Source organism: Pectobacterium sp. PL64 (genome assembly GCF_022477975.1).
In the GTDB taxonomy this organism is placed as follows: domain Bacteria; phylum Pseudomonadota; class Gammaproteobacteria; order Enterobacterales; family Enterobacteriaceae; genus Pectobacterium; species Pectobacterium jejuense.
Genome location: NZ_CP092070.1, coordinates 1,785,434 through 1,801,373 on the forward strand (window position 1 = coordinate 1,785,434; position 15,940 = coordinate 1,801,373).

Below are 15,940 nucleotides of genomic sequence, written 5' to 3' on the forward strand. Positions count from 1 at the left end.
ATTAAAGGCGGAAAACGAGTTCAACCGGCGCGTCCTAATCGCATCAACAGAGAGATTCGCGCACATGAGGTACGCCTATCAGGCGTCGAAGGCGAACAGCTGGGCATCGTAAGTCTAAATGAAGCATTAGAAAAAGCCGAAGAAGCAGGTGTTGATTTAGTTGAAATCAGTCCGAACGCCGAGCCGCCGGTTTGCCGAATTATGGATTACGGCAAGTTCCTTTATGAGAAGAGTAAGGCCACAAAGGAACAGAAGAAAAAACAAAAAGTTATTCAGGTCAAGGAAATCAAATTCCGACCTGGTACCGATGATGGCGACTATCAGGTCAAACTACGCAACCTGATTCGCTTTCTTGAAGATGGTGACAAAGCCAAAATCACACTGCGTTTCCGCGGTCGTGAAATGGCGCACCAACAGATTGGTATCGAAGTGCTTAACCGCGTTCGTGACGATCTGAGTGAACTGGCAGTTGTCGAATCCTTCCCATCGAAGATCGAAGGCCGTCAGATGATCATGGTGCTAGCACCGAAGAAGAAACAGTAAGGCATTCAAGTAGCAAGACCGTACAACCTCTGTGTTGTACGGCTTTGTTCGCCTTATCTGATTCGTTTTATTAACAATGCGAAGTGGAAATAACAATGCCAAAGATTAAAACAGTACGTGGCGCCGCTAAACGCTTTAAAAAAACCGCAAGCGGTGGTTTTAAGCGTAAGCATGCTAACCTGCGTCATATTCTGACCAAAAAGTCAACTAAGCGTAAACGTCACCTGCGTCCAAAAGGTCTGGTCTCCAAAGGGGATCTGGGTCTTGTTATCGCATGTCTGCCGTACGCATAAGTAACCTTTTTTTAATTCAGAATAAGACTTTAGGAGAGAGCATATGGCTCGCGTAAAACGTGGTGTAGTTGCCCGTGCACGTCACAAGAAAATATTGAAACAAGCGAAAGGTTACTACGGTGCCCGTTCGCGTGTTTATCGTGTTGCCTTCCAGGCAGTAATCAAAGCTGGCCAATACGCTTACCGCGACCGTCGTCAACGTAAACGTCAATTCCGTCAGCTGTGGATTGCACGTATCAATGCGGCAGCTCGCCAAAACGGCTTGTCTTACAGCAAATTCATCAACGGCCTGAAAAAAGCCTCTGTTGAAATTGACCGTAAGATTCTGGCTGATATCGCAGTATTCGATAAGTTAGCGTTCAGCGCGCTGGTCGAAAAAGCGAAAGCAGCACTGGCGTAAGTCAGTTGAGAGAGGGAGCTTTGGCTCCCTCTTTTCGTCGAGCTCTACACGTTTCGTTTTTATTATTGATAAGACAAAGGTAACGCAAGTATGAACGCTGCTATTTTCCGTTTCTTTTTTTACTTTAGCGCCTGAATTCAGGGGGCTTTGCGCGTAAGAAAAGAAACGAAAAGTAGCGCTTAAGCCTCCCCATAGGGAGGCTTTTTTGTTTACAATAATCGGTTTTTTACTCTTGTTTTTAGTAACATTTATCGTTTTGAGTAAAACGACATTCTTCAATCATGACCGTTGGCCACATAGGCAGAAAAAGAGGAACACAATGCCACATCTCGCAGAGCTGGTTGCCAAAGCCAGAACAGCTATAGAAGAGGCTCAGGATGTTGCCGCACTGGAAAATGTGCGTGTCGAATATCTGGGCAAAAAAGGTCACTTAACCCTTCAGATGACCTCGCTGCGCGAGTTGCCGGCTGAAGAGCGCCCTGCGGCTGGTGCTGTCATTAACCAGGCTAAGCAAGATGTTCAGGACGCGCTGAATGCCCGTAAGCACATGCTGGAATCCGCTGAGTTAAATGCGCGTCTGGCGCAAGAAACCATCGATGTTTCCCTGCCGGGCCGCACCATTGAAAATGGTGGCTTGCATCCGGTGACCCGTACCATCGATCGTATCGAAACCTTCTTCGGCGAGCTGGGTTTTTCCGTGGTAACCGGGCCAGAAATCGAAGACGATTATCACAACTTTGATGCGCTGAATATTCCAGGGCACCATCCTGCGCGTGCTGACCACGACACATTCTGGTTCGATGCGACACGCCTGCTGCGTACACAGACTTCTGGCGTTCAGATTCGTACTATGGAAAAGCAGCAACCGCCTATCCGTATCATCGCGCCGGGTCGCGTTTATCGTAACGATTACGATCAAACCCACACGCCGATGTTCCATCAGATGGAAGGATTGATCGTCGATAAAGACATCAGCTTCACCAATCTGAAAGGTACGTTGCATGATTTCCTGCGTAATTTCTTTGAGGAAGATTTGCAGGTTCGCTTCCGTCCGTCTTATTTCCCGTTTACCGAACCGTCTGCTGAAGTGGATGTGATGGGTAAAAACGGCAAATGGCTGGAAGTCCTGGGCTGCGGTATGGTGCACCCGAATGTCCTGCGTAATGTCGGTATCGACCCAGAAGTGTATTCCGGCTTCGCGTTCGGTATGGGCATGGAGCGTCTGACGATGCTGCGCTATGGCGTGACCGATCTGCGTGCATTCTTCGAAAACGATCTGCGTTTCCTCAAACAGTTTAAGTAAGGCGGGTATACATCATGAAATTCAGTGAACTCTGGTTACGCGAGTGGGTAAACCCGGCGGTTGACAGTGAAACGCTATCTGAACAGATCACGATGGTAGGGCTGGAAGTGGATGGCGTTGAGCCGGTTGCTGGCGCATTCCACGGCGTGGTTGTTGGTGAAGTGGTTGAATGTGGGCAGCACCCGAACGCAGACAAACTGCGTGTGACGAAAGTCAATGTCGGCGGCGATCGCCTGCTGGACATCGTCTGTGGTGCGCCGAACTGCCGTCGGGGCCTGAAAGTAGCGGTGGCGACGGTCGGTGCCGTGCTGCCGGGCGATTTCAAAATTAAAGCCGCTAAACTGCGTGGCGAGCCGTCTGAAGGCATGCTGTGCTCATTTTCCGAATTGGGCATTTCCGACGATCACGATGGCATCATCGAGCTGCCGTTAGACGCGCCGATTGGCACGGATATTCGTGAGTACCTGAAGCTGGATGACAACGCGATTGAAATCAGCGTGACGCCAAACCGTGCTGATTGCCTCGGCATCATCGGCGTGGCACGTGATGTGGCCGTGTTGAATCAGCTGGCGTTGAATGAACCGACGATTGAGCCCGTTGCTGCGACGATTCAGGATACCTTCCCGATTCAGGTCGATGCGCCGCAGGCGTGCCCGCGTTACTTAGGCCGTGTGGTGAAAGGCATTAACGTTAAGGCGGCAACGCCACTGTGGATGCGCGAAAAGCTGCGCCGCTGCGGTATTCGTTCTATCGATCCGGTGGTTGACGTGACTAACTACGTTCTGCTGGAACTTGGTCAACCAATGCATGCGTTCGATCTTGATCGTCTCAACGGCGGCATTATCGTGCGTATGGCGACAGAAGGCGAAACGCTGACGCTGCTGGATGGTAACGAAGCGAAGCTGAACGCGGATACGCTGGTTAATCGCTGACCAGCAGAGTGCGCTGGCAATGGGCGGTATTTTTGGCGGCGAGCATTCTGGCGTCAATGAAGAAACGCAAAACGTTCTGCTGGAATGCGCTTACTTCAACCCGCTGTCGATTACCGGACGCGCACGTCGTCACGGTTTGCACACCGATGCATCTCACCGCTACGAGCGTGGCGTCGATCCGGCGTTACAGCACAAAGCCATTGAACGTGCGACTCGTCTGCTGATTGATATCTGCGGTGGTGAAGCAGGTCCGGTCGTTGATGTGACCAGCGAGGCAAATTTGCCAGCTCGCGCAACGATTACGCTGCGCCGTGAAAAGCTGGATCGTCTGATTGGCCATGTGATTGCCGATGAGCAGGTGAGCGATATTCTGCAGCGTCTAGGCTGTAACGTCGCGAAAACCGATGCAGGTTGGCAGGCGACGGCACCAAGCTGGCGCTTCGATATGGAAATTGAAGAAGATCTGGTTGAAGAAGTCGCACGTATTTACGGCTACAACAACATTCCGAATATTCCGACTCAGGCTCCGTTGATTATGACCTCGCATCGCGAAGCGTCACTGTCATTGAAGCGTGTGAAGACATTATTAGTCGATCACGGCTACCAGGAAGCAATTACTTACAGTTTTGTTGACCCGAAAATTCAGGGATTAATCCACCCTAATGAAGCGTCGCTGAGCCTGCCGAGCCCGATTTCCGCAGAGATGTCGGTGATGCGTTTATCGCTGTGGAGCGGCTTGCTGAGCGCGGCAGTGTATAACCAAAACCGTCAACAAAGCCGCCTGCGCCTCTTTGAAAGCGGTCTCCGTTTTGTACCGGACACCAGTGCTGACCTGGGTATTCGTCAGGATCTGATGCTGGCGGGTGTGATTACTGGCACGCGTTATGAAGAGCATTGGGATCTGGCGCGTCAGGCCGTTGACTTCTATGATTTAAAAGGCGATTTGGAAGCTGTGCTGGCATTGACAGGCAAGCTGTCTGAAATCGAATTCAAGGCCGAAAATAATCCGGCATTGCATCCAGGACAAAGTGCTGCTATTTATCTGTGCGGAGAACGCATTGGATTTATTGGCGTTATTCACCCAGAACTGGAGCGCAAGTTGGATCTCAACGGGCGCACCGTGGTGTTCGAACTGTTGTGGGATAAGGTTGCAGACCGCGTATTGCCTGAGGCGAACGAGGTTTCCCGCTTCCCGGCGAACCGTCGCGATATCGCCGTTGTGGTCGCTGAAAATGTCCCTGCGGGCGATATTTTGGCCGAGTGTAAGAAAGTTGGCGCAAATCAGTTAGTTGGCGTAAACTTATTCGACGTGTACCGAGGGAAGGGCGTAGCGGAAGGTTATAAGAGTCTGGCTATCAGTCTGACCCTGCAAGATACCACGCGTACACTGGCAGAAGAGGAAATTGCCGCTACCGTTGCAGAATGCGTAGCAGCATTAAAACAGCGATTCCAAGCATCCTTGAGGGATTGAACCTATGGCGCTTACTAAAGCTGAAATGTCAGAATACCTGTTTGAGAAGCTCGGGCTGAGCAAACGGGATGCCAAAGAGCTAGTCGAGCTGTTTTTTGAAGAAGTTCGTCGCGCTTTGGAAAATGGCGAGCAGGTCAAGTTGTCAGGTTTTGGCAATTTTGATTTGCGAGACAAGAACCAACGTCCGGGACGTAACCCAAAAACTGGCGAAGATATTCCGATTACGGCGCGCCGTGTGGTCACGTTCCGTCCGGGGCAAAAGCTAAAAAGCAGGGTAGAGAACGCCTCTCCCAAAGAGTAACAGAGTCACCCAAAAAGGCCGCGCAAGCGGCCTTTTCCTATCTTATTCGCCTCATTTTTCCTATTTCAAAGTCGATTCGGTATCTGCTGGTGCCGTATGCTGCGAGGCTAAACGCGTTGCTCGTCCATGTGGCGTTTTGGGCGTTGTCTCTTTTTTCGGATAGTCTGGCACTGGCCGATGATCGTCAATTAAATGGCGTATTGCCAGAATCGGGTGGCGCAACAACATCCGTGGCCCTGACCAGCGCATAATCGCTTTGATCGCCTCACGTCGGGCGGGTTGATAGCAGTGGATAGGGCAATGCTTACACGCGGGTTTATCTTCACCGAATTGACAGCGTTCCAGACGCTTGATGGCGTAGTTGAATAAGTCTTTATGCTGCGCGTTATCGCCGGTTTCAGGATGATGCTTTTCATACAGCTCGATCATCAATCCGACGGTACGGATCTCCCGCTGTCGGTATTTTCCCAGGGGTTTTCTCGCCATGTGCGTCATGTCCTGATGAAATCATAATAGATGTATTTTAAATGCAATTTATTGCAAGGAAAACCTCTGAAGTCACATCTATGTGGGAAATAAGAGAGAAAAAGGCGAGGAGAACCCTCGCCGAGGAAGGTTGTATCAGGCCTGACCGAACTGCGCCTGATGTAATCTGGCATAGATACCACTTTGCTCCAGCAGCACCTGATGGCTGCCTTGCTCAATGATGCTGCCGTTATCTACCACCACAATGCGTCCCGCGTTCTGTATGGTTGCCAGCCTGTGGGCGATGATCAACGTGGTACGTCCTGCGGAAAGCTCGCTGAGCGATTGCTGTATCGCCTGCTCTGTCGCGGTATCCAGCGCAGATGTCGCTTCGTCCAGAATCAGGATCGGCGGGTTTTTCAGGAAGATTCGTGCGATAGATAAACGCTGCTTTTGCCCACCCGATAGCTTAACGCCGCGCTCGCCGACCACGGTATCCAATCCATCAGGCAGATTCTCGATCAGCTCATCTAACCGCGCACGTCGTGCGGCTTCCATGATTTCGTCATCGCTGGCATCAAGTTTGCCGTAGGCGATGTTTTCCCGAATGGTGCCCCCGAACAGGAAAACATCCTGCTGTACGATGCCGATTTGGCTGCGTAGTGACGCCTGCGTCATCTGGCGGATATCCATGCCGTCAATGGTGATGGCGCCGCTGGTTAAATCGTAGAAGCGGGGAAGAAGGGAGCAGAGAGTGGTTTTGCCCGCGCCGGAGGGGCCAACAAACGCTACGGTTTCTCCTGCGCGAATCGACAGGTCAATATTGCGCAGAATCGGACGGTCGGCAGAATAGCCAAAGCTAACCTGATTGAACCGGATATCGCCTTTCAGCGGCCCGGCATCATGCGCATCGGGAGCATCGGCGATCTCGGGAACGGTGTCGATCAGCTGAGTAAAGCGTTTGAATCCCGCAATCCCTTTGGGATAGCTCTCCAACACCGAGGTAATTTTGGCGACCGGACGGAAGAACACTTCAATCAGCAACAGGAAGCCGATAAAACCACCGTAACTGAGTTCGCCCTGAATCACGTACCAAATACCGGCCAGCATCACGATAAGCTGTATCAGGCGCGTGCTGAGGTAGCTGAGCGTCATACTGGCGGTCATGATGCGATAGGCCTGCAACTTGGTGCGGCGGTAGTTTTCGTTATCGTTAGAGAACAGTTTCTTCTCATGTGCTTCATTGGCAAAAGCTTTAACGACGCGGATACCCCCCACGCTTTCTTCAATGCGGGCGTTGAAGTTGCCAACCTGACCGAATAGCTGACGCCACGTCTCCGTCATGCGGGCGCCATAGCGGCTGACGAGATACGTCATGAAAGGCACGATAATGATTGTCAGCAGCGCCAGATTCAGGTGAACTGTCGCCATCAGGATAAATGCACCAATAAACGTCATGATCGCGAGAAAGAGGTCTTCCGGGCCGTGGTGGGCAATCTCCCCGACTTCTTCCAAATCTTTAGTGACGTGGGTGATGATATGGCCGGTCTTCATATTGTCGTAGTAACGGAACGGCAAATTTTGCAGATGCTCAAAGGCCTGCCGCCGCATATCGGTTTCAATACCCACACCCAGCGCATGTCCCCAATAGTTGACGATGGCCATCAGCGCGGTATTCAGCAGGTATACCGCTAATAGCGCCACCGATGCTAATAGGATCAGCGACCAGTCCTGAGCGGGTAATAGTTTGTCGATGAACGCTTTAATCGCCATCGGAAACCCTAATTCAAGCAGGCCAGCAATAATGGCACAGCCGAAGTCGAGGACGAACAACCCTTTGTAAGGGGAATAGTAGGAAAAGAAACGCCTTAACATGTGTGACTATTTTTAGGTAACGAAATGTGGGGATGACTATAACAGGTTAGCGTGAAGAATGTGACCGCGAGCAGATTAGGGTTTTTGCTAGCGGGTAAATCCAGACGAAAACAGCAGGGTGCGGCAGCAGATCAGCTTGTGGGGGCCCGTGTCGCATACCAACAGAGCAGTGAACCTGCAGTGACCATGACGACGCCTTGCCAGAATGATATAGCGGGCGTGATATTGAGCCAGAGCGCGGCCAATCGTGTGGAAAGCACGGGCGTGAAATAAGAGGCGGTTGCCAGTAACGTCAGGTTGCCATGCTGAATACCGATATTCCAGACGGAATAGGCTAATGCGGTCGATGTGCCCATAAAGAGCAGTTGCAGCGAACTCGGTAGGGTTAATGAAATCACCCCTTCGGCACTGAAGGAATACTGAATCCATAGCACGAGGGATGAGACGAAAAAGAACAGAGAGACGCCGCTTTTCCCCTGCGCGTAGCGCTTGGTGATATTGCAGTAGAGCGCCCAGGTCAGGGCCGCAGAAAACGCCAGGCTGTAGGCTAGCGGGTTAGTAAGAATGTTGTTCCACAGTAGCTCTGGTGTCCAGTCGCTTTCTCCTTTCATAATCCACACGATACCGCCCAGTGAGAGCGCAAGGCCGGGCCAGAGCAGGAAACGGCTTTTCTGCTGATTGATAAAAAGAGAAAAGAACACGGTCAAACTGGGCCACAAATAGTTAATCATCCCTATTTCTATCGCCTGCATGCGGCTACTCGCTAGTCCGATGGACAGCGACAGAAATATCTCGTAGCAGACAAACATCGCTCCGCCTGCGAATAAATAAATTCTGGGCAGCGTTTTAATGCGGGGAAAACCATAAAAGGCCAGTAGACATAGCGTGCTGGTGGAGTAAATCATCGCCGCACCGCCGATGGGACCGAGTGCTTCTGTCAGGCTACGGATAAGCCCGACGGATGTGCTCCATAAAACGATCGCCAGTAAGCCCGTGAGCGTAGCGCGCTGTGACGTCATATTCATACCTGGTTATGAAGTCTGTGCAGAAGAAACTAAGCGCAAACCAGACGCCAATATCTGCGTCCGGTTTGCTCATCGCGATGAGTTACCGCCAGAAATCATCAAACACGGTAATCGGCGGACGACGCTTGTGTTCAGTTTTGCGATACCAGTTTTCGATAATGGCCGCATCGTTGGCCTCGATCTGCTTGCCTTCCAGATAGTCGTCGATCTTTTCATAGGTCACACCCAGCGCGACTTCATCGGGGAGAGACGGACGGTCTTCTTCCAGGTCGGCGGTAGGGGCTTTGGTATAAAGATGAGAAGGGCAACCCAGTTCTCGCAATAGCGCTTTACCCTGACGCTTATTCAACCGGAATATTGGGTTGATATCGGTACCGCCATCACCGTATTTGGTGAAAAAGCCCGTTACCGCCTCTGCTGCATGATCGGTGCCGACGACAAGCCCGGCATTCATGCCCGCGATGCTGTACTGCGCTTTCATGCGTTCTCTGGCTTTCTCGTTGCCTTTTACAAAATCGGAAAGCTCTACGCCAATGGTACGTAAGGTGGCTTCACTGGCTTCAATCGCGGGTTTGATGTTGACGGTTAATACGCGGTCTGGTTGGATAAACGCGATGGCATCCTGACAGTCGGCTTCATCTGCCTGTACGCCGTAAGGCAGTCGAACGGCGATGAACTGATAGCGAGAATTTCCGGTCTCATTGCGTAACTCCGTGATAGCCGTCTGGCACAGTTTGCCGGTCAGCGTAGAGTCCTGACCACCGCTGATGCCCAAAACTAACGACGTAACGAACGGGTGAGCATTCAGATAATTCTTTAAAAAATCAACGCTAACACGGATTTCCTGTGCTGGATCGATGCTGCTTTTCACTCCCAACGCAGTGATAATGTCGTTTTGTAATGACATGCCATCCCCTCCTGAACTTATTGATACTGCAAAAGAATTATTACGATTGCCTGAGTGTAAAACGAATTGGCGTGAAGAAAAAGAACAAGCTGTCAGGTAGTCATTTTCCCTATAGATAACCCGTTTTTGACTATCGGCCAATATGTTACATCCCTGCGTTATTATTTGAAAAAGTGGTCGCCGCCGACTAGCCTTAGGGTGACCCATTAATAATGAGGTGATGAGATGAAGAATAACAGATTACTGGTATGTATTGCGGCAGCAGGTGCTGTCATGTTGGCGGGATGTTCGGCTTATAACAAGGCAGAAAGCTATGTCAATGAGCCCGTGGTGAAAGATGTAAAAGTGGGAATGACGAAGCAGCAGGTTCATCAACTCGCAGGTAGCGGAGTGGAAAAACGTCTGGTAAATGCCAAAGGCACCTGTAGCGATTATTTGCTGAAAAACCGCGATGGTACTGCGCAGAACTATTTCGTTAGCTACGGCGAGACGGGACACGTTCTCAATAAAGGCTTCCAGAGCTGCCAGGCTTACGATACTAACCCGCAGCGCTAACTAGCCCGATGGCACGATATCGTTATTAGAAAAGCTGCATAAAAGAAACGCCGACAGCATCAGCCGTCGGCGTTTTCTTTTGTGCAGCAAATGCGGCTTAGCGGTGCGTCAACTCAGCGTCATCCTGTGCGTTGAAAACCGTTTTGTCCGTCTGCTTCATCAACTGGCTGGTGACAGTACCGGCCGTCATGGATCCGCTGACGTTAAGCGCGGTACGGCCCATATCGATAAGCGGTTCAATGGAGATGAGCAGCGCGACAAGCGTCACCGGCAGCCCCATCGCGGGCAGAACGATTAACGCGGCAAAGGTGGCACCGCCGCCCACGCCGGCTACGCCAGCAGAACTGATGGTGACAATACCGACCAACGTCGCGATCCAGACAGGATCCAGTGGGTTGATGCCAACCGTTGGCGCGACCATCACGGCGAGCATTGCTGGGTAAAGCCCCGCACAGCCGTTCTGACCGATTGTCGTGCCGAAAGACGCCGCAAAGCTGGCGATAGATTGCGGTACGCCAATGCGGCGCGTTTGCGCCTCAATGCTGAGTGGAATCGTCGCCGCGCTGGAACGGCTGGTAAACGCGAACGTCAGGACCGGCCAGACTTTGCGATAAAAACGTGCCGGATTGATGCCTGTGAACGACAGAATCAGTGCATGGACACCGAACATAATCGCTAGACCCAAATAGGACGCGACAACGAAGCTGCCCAGCTTGAGGATGTCTTGCAGGTTAGAACTGGCGACCATCTTGGTCATCAGCGCCATGACGCCGTAGGGGGTCAACTTCATCACCAGACGAACGAGCTTCATCACCCAAGACTGTAGCGTGTCAATGGCGGTTAAAACGCGTTCGCCTTTGACCGCGTCATCTTTCAGCAGTTGTAACGCCGCAACGCCAAGGAACGCGGCGAAGACGACGACGCTGATGATAGACGTCGGGTTCGCGCCAGTCAGCTCAGCAAACGGGTTTTTAGGAATGAATGACAGGATAAGTTGAGGCACGTTCAGGTCAGCGACTTTACCAGCATAGTTACTTTCAATCGCCGTTAATCGCGCGGTTTCTTGCGCACCTTGCACCAGACCGGTAGCCGTCAGGCCAAACAGGTTAGTCACAAAAACGCCGACCAACGCGGAAATCAGCGTGGTGATCAACAGGGTAGAAAGCGTCAACACGCTGATTTTCCCTAATGATGAGGCATTATGCAGCTTGGCAACGGAATTGAGGATGGAGATAAAGACCAGCGGCATGACGATCATCTGTAACAGCTGCACATAGCCATTACCTACGATGTTAAACCATGAGATGGACTGCTTAACAACCGGGTTGTCGCCACCATAAATCAGATGCAGTGCCAGACCAAATAGCACCCCGACAACCAAACCCAGCAACACTTTCTTTGCCAGACTCCAGGATGGGTTACGGCTGGCGTAACCTAATCCGAGCAGTAATACGACAAATAGCAGAATATTTATGAGTAGCGGAAAATTCATCCGGCTTTGCTCCCTATCAGTGAATCGCATCACGCTGCCACGATCTCGCGCGGTAATGGAGATCGGCGAAGGTAGCGTGATTTTTTGCGATGAAAAATAACAAACGCGCACAGGATAGCAGGTCTTTTGCCATCATGTTACAGGGATATGTCTGACGGTAGGTAACGCTGTTACTTCACGTATTGAAAGAGATAGGTTTGCGCGGACTGTAAAAAGCGAAATGACTGCTCATAGGTGCAGCAATCCAGATTCTTTTGTGGCTGATATAGCGAAAAAACGATACAGGCAAGACACAGAAAGCGTTCCAACTGATTGCCTTTTTGGCTGTTTAAAATCGGCAAGCGGAAACGCCAGCGACAGGGCCAGAGCAGGGGAACGCCAGAGGGCGTCAACATATCCGCAAGAATGTGGCTCAGATAACCGACGATCATGGCATGGTAGGCATCGCTCGGAATTGGCCAGTCTGGCGGCAGGCGTGTCTGAATAAAGAAAATACCGGCGGCGATGGCCAGAAGGCTGTGTGTAAACCCGCGGTGGCCAAAGAGGCGGGCAATGGGCGAAGAAAGCCACTTCAGGCGCTGCCCGAGGACGGATTTGGGGTGATCGATATCGGGCAGCAGCGCGGTAAGGAGTGCACCGGGAATAATGTGCCACCAGTCTCCGGTAGCCAGCGCAGGCGATAACTCAACTTTCTTAGCCAGAATCGCGCAGGCAACAGAAAACAGCAGGTGTCCTTCCGCAGTCATGAAACTTCTCAAATAAAACTGTTATTTTATACAGTATAAGAGATTATCCCTGCCTGCGGAAGCGGTGACGACGTAATGATTTATTTCGGCTGTTCGTTACTTACGGGTAAAACACGCAACCAATTATCCAGCAACTGAGGCCAGGCAGCCGCAGGGAGTCCTTTGGTGCCGCGCAGGCCGAAACCGTGTTTCCCTTTCTCAAACAGATGCATTTCGACGGGGATCTGTTTTTCCCGTAGCGCGCTGAACATCACCAGACTGTTATCAACCGACACTGACGGATCGTCAACGGCATGCACCAGAAACGTGGGGGGCGTCTGCGCGGTAACCTGCTTCTCTGGAGAATAACGCAGCACCTGCGCTGCCGTTGGCTGTTCGCCGATTAGCTGTTTACGCGAGCCTGCGTGCGCAATATCCGCCTGCATCGAAATGACGGGGTACATCAGTACCATGAAATCAGGGCGTGCGCTTACGCTGTCAATGGCATCCGTCGCGGGGTAAACGGACTGTGCAAATCGGGTTCCAAGGCTGGCCGCAACATGACCACCGGCGGAGAATCCCATAATACCGATACGCTGTGGGTCAATGTGCCACTTCTCGGCGTTGGCTCTCAGGGTTCGGATTGCACGCTGGGCATCGGCTAACGGGGCGTCAGCGCCTTCTTTATGGCCTTCTCCGGGCATGCGATAGGTCATCACGAAAAGGGTATAGCCCTGTTGATTAAAGAACGGTGCCAGATCGCTGCCTTCCTTATCCAACACGACGCGCTGGTAAGAACCGCCAGGCGTAATGAGCAAAGCCATGCCATTTGGCTTCTCTGCTGGATAAGCGGTAATTTCGGGACTGCGAATCCCGGTTGCTGCCCGATCGGGAAGAGAGGAGTCTTTGCTACGCTCGACCACTTGCGGCTGTACCGTTGACGAAGAGGCACCTGGCGCTTCGCCGTGTGGCCAGACAGGAAAAACAGGTTGGGCGTAACTTAATCCATTTACAGACATCATAATGGCCCCGACAAGCAGAGAACGAACAATCATGATAGATCACCTGACAAAGGGAAGGAGGGGGTAAATCGTTGGGCAATGGTAAAAAATAGGGTAGCCATCACATCGGAGAAAAAATGACTACCCTGAACCGCAAACTTTAATAAAGAAATAACATTCATACACGAAGAGGGTAAATCAGACACAGCAATTTCAACAGCTAAAACGCATTTAACGACACTACATGTAACAACGAAACGTAACTAACTTGCTTAACCTACGACGAACATCATAATAAAGGGACGTTAATGATAAAATTGATTGAATCAATTAACGCTAACATCCCTTTTTCTAACTCATAACGCTTATTTAAACAATAAGGTTGTTATTAGAAGCTGTATTGCACACCAACACGGAAACGAGTCTGACGACGATCTGTTTTTCCATCTTCAGCTACGTTACCCACCGCTGTATATGGTTTCCAGTTTTTATCCCATTTATAAGAAAGTTTTACGTCATGATCGAAGTTATCATTGTCGTTGTCGTAAAGAGTTTTTCCAGCTTTAGTCGCCTTTTTATAATCTAACTCATAATCAATCTGAAAGTCTTTCAGGAATTTATAGCTTAATACTGTTGTTAAGTTGTAGCCCTTTTCAACAGAAGGGTCACTGTTTGCTTTGCCAATATTCAGTCCGCTATTTCTTAAATAGTATGGACGATAGCGGAAAGAAACGGAGAAATCATCGGTGACTGCGGCACGTCCACGTAGGTAAGGGCGGTAATTGTTAGAGGTTGAACTTGAATCTAAAGAGAAACCAGGTTCAACTTGGAAAATTTTATTAATTTTATACACATAGCTGGCAACGACTTCAGTGCCATTACTTACGGTTTCATGGTAAGGCTTGTTAGGGGTATTATCATTATTTGCCTGACGCCATTTTGCCTCGGCAGAAATACCAAAGCCATTATCAAAACGGTGAGATATTGACAGACGATCGCGGTGATCATTCTTTGGCGTATCTTTCATTTCATGACGGTAATCGATCGTTACAGCCATTGCGTTCACACTAATTAATGACGTAACTGCCAGAGCTAGTAATTTAACTTTCATTGTTATATTCCCTATTGGTTAGGATATCTCTAATAAAAACACGCATTATGCTTTTTGGGACAAGTTCTATTTTATTTATTATTAAACTACGTTCTGTGATCGAGATCGTCTTGGGTAACAAAAAGTAAAATGGGGTTTCAAATTGTGAGGGAGATCGAATTGAATATCGCGGTTGTTTTAATTTAAATGAAAAATCCCTGCCGTCAGTGCGGCAGGGATGAATTACCGTCTAAAACGGGTACAGCATTATTTCATTGCGCGTTTCAGAATACGCTCAGATTGACGCTGGAAGTATTTCGCAGCATCTTCCACAGATTTCTGACCGTAATCGATAGACTGGATGGTATCACCAAACAGAGAAACGATTTGCGGGTCATCGAAATAAGGGGAAACAGCAACTTCATGCGGCAGAGACAGCGCCAGTTTCAACCCGGCAACGGCTGGTGCATCATCTTTGATCACGCCATCAGCAGTCAGCTGAGCCACAGCGGCTTTACTCAACGGTACACCACGTTCCAGACCCAGAGCCTGAGCACCTTCTTTGCTGTTCAGCAGGAAGTTGATCAACTGAGCAGACTCTTTAGGATGCTTGGTTGACTTACCGATAGACAGCATCTGTGCTGGTTTGAAGAACAAGCCGGCATCTTTTGCACCTGGCAGCATTGGGTAGCTACCCAATTCCAGTTTTGCTGGTGGTTGCAGGTTGTCAGAGTACTTAGTGATTGTGGAGTTCCACATATAAGTACCAGACCACTCGCCGTTGATCCATGGCTTCATTTCATACATGTTGCTCTTACCGAAAGACGCATAGTATTTCGCATCAGGCATGACATGGCTGTCGATCAACTTCTTATACATGCCAAAGAATTCAGCCCATTGTGCATCGCTATAGGCGAATTTCTGACCTTTTACATCAATCGCTGGAATGTTGTACTTCTGAACCATATAAGAGTTCAGCAGTGCCAGAGAATCCTGATGTTCCAATACGATAGGGTAGTATTGGTCGCCCAGTTTTTCTTTGAACACTTTACCGGCGTTCAACAGCTCGTCCCACGTTTTCGGATATTCCAGACCGGCTTTTTTCCAGCTTTCGGTGTTGAAATAGAAGACGCGAGCTGTAACGGAAATTGGAATACCGTTCAGTTTCCCTTCTACCGTGGTACTTTGCAGTTCTTTCGGTTCGAACTGTGTCAGATCCAGCGTATCTTTCACTTTGTTCAGGTCATAAAAACCCGTACCGTTTTTAGAGAAGATCGGCAGCCAGTTCCAGTTGGTCTGCATCACATCTGGCTCGGTGTTACCGGCAATCTGTGTTGTCAGACGAGACAGGTGACCATCCCAGCCAGTGTATTCCGCTTTCACGGTGATGTTCGGGTGCTGTTTGTGGAACTCTTCAATGGCTTTGAGCGTCTGCTGGTGACGGCTGTTGCCGCCCCACCAGGACATTCTCAATTCAACATTATCAGCGGCTAAAGAGGGCATTGCCACTAATGACGCCAGAGATGAAGCTATTAACGTGTGTAGGATCGCTTTTTTCATCG

Annotated in this window: 15 protein-coding genes, 2 pseudogenes and 1 other annotated feature; of the genes and pseudogenes, 8 read left to right on the forward strand and 9 right to left on the reverse strand. The window is 50.2% G+C overall.

Annotation, left to right across the window (positions count from 1 at the left end; all coding sequences use genetic code 11):
* The 7 genes and pseudogenes from infC (at position 1) to ihfA (ending at position 5,243) form a co-directional block, all read left to right on the forward strand.
* A complete protein-coding gene (gene infC / locus HP572_RS07790) occupies positions 1 to 543 on the forward strand; it encodes a translation initiation factor IF-3 (RefSeq protein WP_071822580.1) in 543 nt (180 codons plus the stop codon).
* A gap of 95 nt (positions 544 to 638) precedes the next feature.
* On the forward strand, positions 639 to 836 hold the full coding sequence (gene rpmI, locus HP572_RS07795; protein ID WP_010275699.1) for a 50S ribosomal protein L35: 198 nt from the start codon (positions 639 to 641) through the stop codon (positions 834 to 836).
* A gap of 43 nt (positions 837 to 879) precedes the next feature.
* Complete coding sequence (gene rplT, locus HP572_RS07800; RefSeq protein ID WP_005968887.1) at positions 880 to 1,236, forward strand: 50S ribosomal protein L20; 357 nt, start codon at positions 880 to 882, stop codon at positions 1,234 to 1,236.
* An 84-nt stretch (positions 1,237 to 1,320) separates the two neighbouring features.
* Positions 1,321 to 1,446 (forward strand) — a sequence feature (Phe leader region).
* Positions 1,327 to 1,371, forward strand: coding sequence for a pheST operon leader peptide PheM (pheM, locus tag HP572_RS07805; protein ID WP_106120997.1), 45 nt, complete (start codon positions 1,327 to 1,329; stop codon positions 1,369 to 1,371). (Overlaps the previous feature by 45 nt.)
* Positions 1,447 to 1,555: 109 nt before the next feature.
* Positions 1,556 to 2,539, forward strand: coding sequence for a phenylalanine--tRNA ligase subunit alpha (gene pheS / locus HP572_RS07810; RefSeq protein ID WP_014915263.1), 984 nt, complete (start codon positions 1,556 to 1,558; stop codon positions 2,537 to 2,539).
* Between the two features lie 14 nt (positions 2,540 to 2,553).
* Positions 2,554 to 4,942 (forward strand): annotated as a pseudogene (gene pheT, locus HP572_RS07815) (phenylalanine--tRNA ligase subunit beta).
* 4 nt (positions 4,943 to 4,946) lie between these two features.
* Positions 4,947 to 5,243, forward strand: a complete 297-nt coding sequence (gene ihfA / locus HP572_RS07820; protein ID WP_009112984.1) for an integration host factor subunit alpha — start codon at positions 4,947 to 4,949, stop codon at positions 5,241 to 5,243.
* A 60-nt stretch (positions 5,244 to 5,303) separates the two neighbouring features.
* Here the strand turns inward: ihfA and HP572_RS07825 are convergent, their stop codons facing one another.
* From HP572_RS07825 to nadE, 4 genes are all read right to left on the reverse strand, one after another.
* Positions 5,304 to 5,729 (reverse strand): nitrous oxide-stimulated promoter family protein, encoded by a 426-nt coding sequence (locus HP572_RS07825; RefSeq protein ID WP_240585271.1) that lies wholly within the window; start codon positions 5,727 to 5,729, stop codon positions 5,304 to 5,306.
* Positions 5,730 to 5,864: 135 nt separating this feature from the next.
* Entirely contained in the window at positions 5,865 to 7,583 is a 1,719-nt protein-coding gene (locus HP572_RS07830; protein ID WP_039509227.1) for an ABC transporter ATP-binding protein, read from the reverse strand.
* 131 nt (positions 7,584 to 7,714) lie between these two features.
* On the reverse strand, positions 7,715 to 8,602 hold the full coding sequence (yddG, locus tag HP572_RS07835) for an aromatic amino acid DMT transporter YddG (RefSeq protein WP_240585272.1): 888 nt from the start codon (positions 8,600 to 8,602) through the stop codon (positions 7,715 to 7,717).
* 88 nt (positions 8,603 to 8,690) lie between these two features.
* On the reverse strand, positions 8,691 to 9,515 hold the full coding sequence (gene nadE / locus HP572_RS07840; protein WP_240585273.1) for an ammonia-dependent NAD(+) synthetase: 825 nt from the start codon (positions 9,513 to 9,515) through the stop codon (positions 8,691 to 8,693).
* Between the two features lie 225 nt (positions 9,516 to 9,740).
* Here nadE and osmE point away from each other — a divergent pair, with 225 nt between their 5' ends.
* Entirely contained in the window at positions 9,741 to 10,070 is a 330-nt protein-coding gene (gene osmE, locus HP572_RS07845; protein WP_010297828.1) for an osmotically-inducible lipoprotein OsmE, read from the forward strand.
* A gap of 97 nt (positions 10,071 to 10,167) precedes the next feature.
* On the opposite strand, the gene HP572_RS07850 is transcribed toward osmE, so the two are convergent.
* From HP572_RS07850 to HP572_RS07870, 5 genes and pseudogenes are all read right to left on the reverse strand, one after another.
* Entirely contained in the window at positions 10,168 to 11,562 is a 1,395-nt protein-coding gene (locus HP572_RS07850; RefSeq protein WP_039275127.1) for an L-cystine transporter, read from the reverse strand.
* A gap of 239 nt (positions 11,563 to 11,801) precedes the next feature.
* A pseudogene (locus tag HP572_RS07855) lies at positions 11,802 to 12,308 on the reverse strand (metal-dependent hydrolase); the annotation flags it as partial.
* Positions 12,309 to 12,388: 80 nt separating this feature from the next.
* Positions 12,389 to 13,342 carry a pectin acetylesterase PaeX gene (gene paeX, locus HP572_RS07860; protein ID WP_240585275.1) on the reverse strand — a complete coding sequence of 318 codons (954 nt, stop codon included), beginning with the start codon at positions 13,340 to 13,342 and terminating at the stop codon, positions 12,389 to 12,391.
* Positions 13,343 to 13,676: 334 nt separating this feature from the next.
* On the reverse strand, positions 13,677 to 14,399 hold the full coding sequence (locus tag HP572_RS07865) for an oligogalacturonate-specific porin KdgM family protein (RefSeq protein ID WP_039496091.1): 723 nt from the start codon (positions 14,397 to 14,399) through the stop codon (positions 13,677 to 13,679).
* A gap of 246 nt (positions 14,400 to 14,645) precedes the next feature.
* Positions 14,646 to 15,938 carry an ABC transporter substrate-binding protein gene (locus tag HP572_RS07870; protein WP_039469249.1) on the reverse strand — a complete coding sequence of 431 codons (1,293 nt, stop codon included), beginning with the start codon at positions 15,936 to 15,938 and terminating at the stop codon, positions 14,646 to 14,648.
* Positions 15,939 to 15,940: the final 2 nt, after the last annotated feature.

What these genes read in the sequence shown, in the direction of transcription:
- rpmI (WP_010275699.1), top strand. Translation starts at nt 639, where the DNA reads ATGCCAAAGATTAAAACAGTACGTGGCGCCGCTAAACGCTTTAAAAAA.
- rplT (WP_005968887.1), top strand. Translation starts at nt 880, where the DNA reads ATGGCTCGCGTAAAACGTGGTGTAGTTGCCCGTGCACGTCACAAGAAA.
- pheS (WP_014915263.1), top strand. Translation starts at nt 1,556, where the DNA reads ATGCCACATCTCGCAGAGCTGGTTGCCAAAGCCAGAACAGCTATAGAA.
- ihfA (WP_009112984.1), top strand. Translation starts at nt 4,947, where the DNA reads ATGGCGCTTACTAAAGCTGAAATGTCAGAATACCTGTTTGAGAAGCTC.
- HP572_RS07825 (WP_240585271.1), bottom strand. Translation starts at nt 5,729, where the DNA reads ATGGCGAGAAAACCCCTGGGAAAATACCGACAGCGGGAGATCCGTACC.
- HP572_RS07830 (WP_039509227.1), bottom strand. Translation starts at nt 7,583, where the DNA reads ATGTTAAGGCGTTTCTTTTCCTACTATTCCCCTTACAAAGGGTTGTTC.
- yddG (WP_240585272.1), bottom strand. Translation starts at nt 8,602, where the DNA reads ATGACGTCACAGCGCGCTACGCTCACGGGCTTACTGGCGATCGTTTTA.
- nadE (WP_240585273.1), bottom strand. Translation starts at nt 9,515, where the DNA reads ATGTCATTACAAAACGACATTATCACTGCGTTGGGAGTGAAAAGCAGC.
- osmE (WP_010297828.1), top strand. Translation starts at nt 9,741, where the DNA reads ATGAAGAATAACAGATTACTGGTATGTATTGCGGCAGCAGGTGCTGTC.
- HP572_RS07850 (WP_039275127.1), bottom strand. Translation starts at nt 11,562, where the DNA reads ATGAATTTTCCGCTACTCATAAATATTCTGCTATTTGTCGTATTACTG.
- paeX (WP_240585275.1), bottom strand. Translation starts at nt 13,342, where the DNA reads ATGATTGTTCGTTCTCTGCTTGTCGGGGCCATTATGATGTCTGTAAAT.
- HP572_RS07865 (WP_039496091.1), bottom strand. Translation starts at nt 14,399, where the DNA reads ATGAAAGTTAAATTACTAGCTCTGGCAGTTACGTCATTAATTAGTGTG.
- HP572_RS07870 (WP_039469249.1), bottom strand. Translation starts at nt 15,938, where the DNA reads ATGAAAAAAGCGATCCTACACACGTTAATAGCTTCATCTCTGGCGTCA.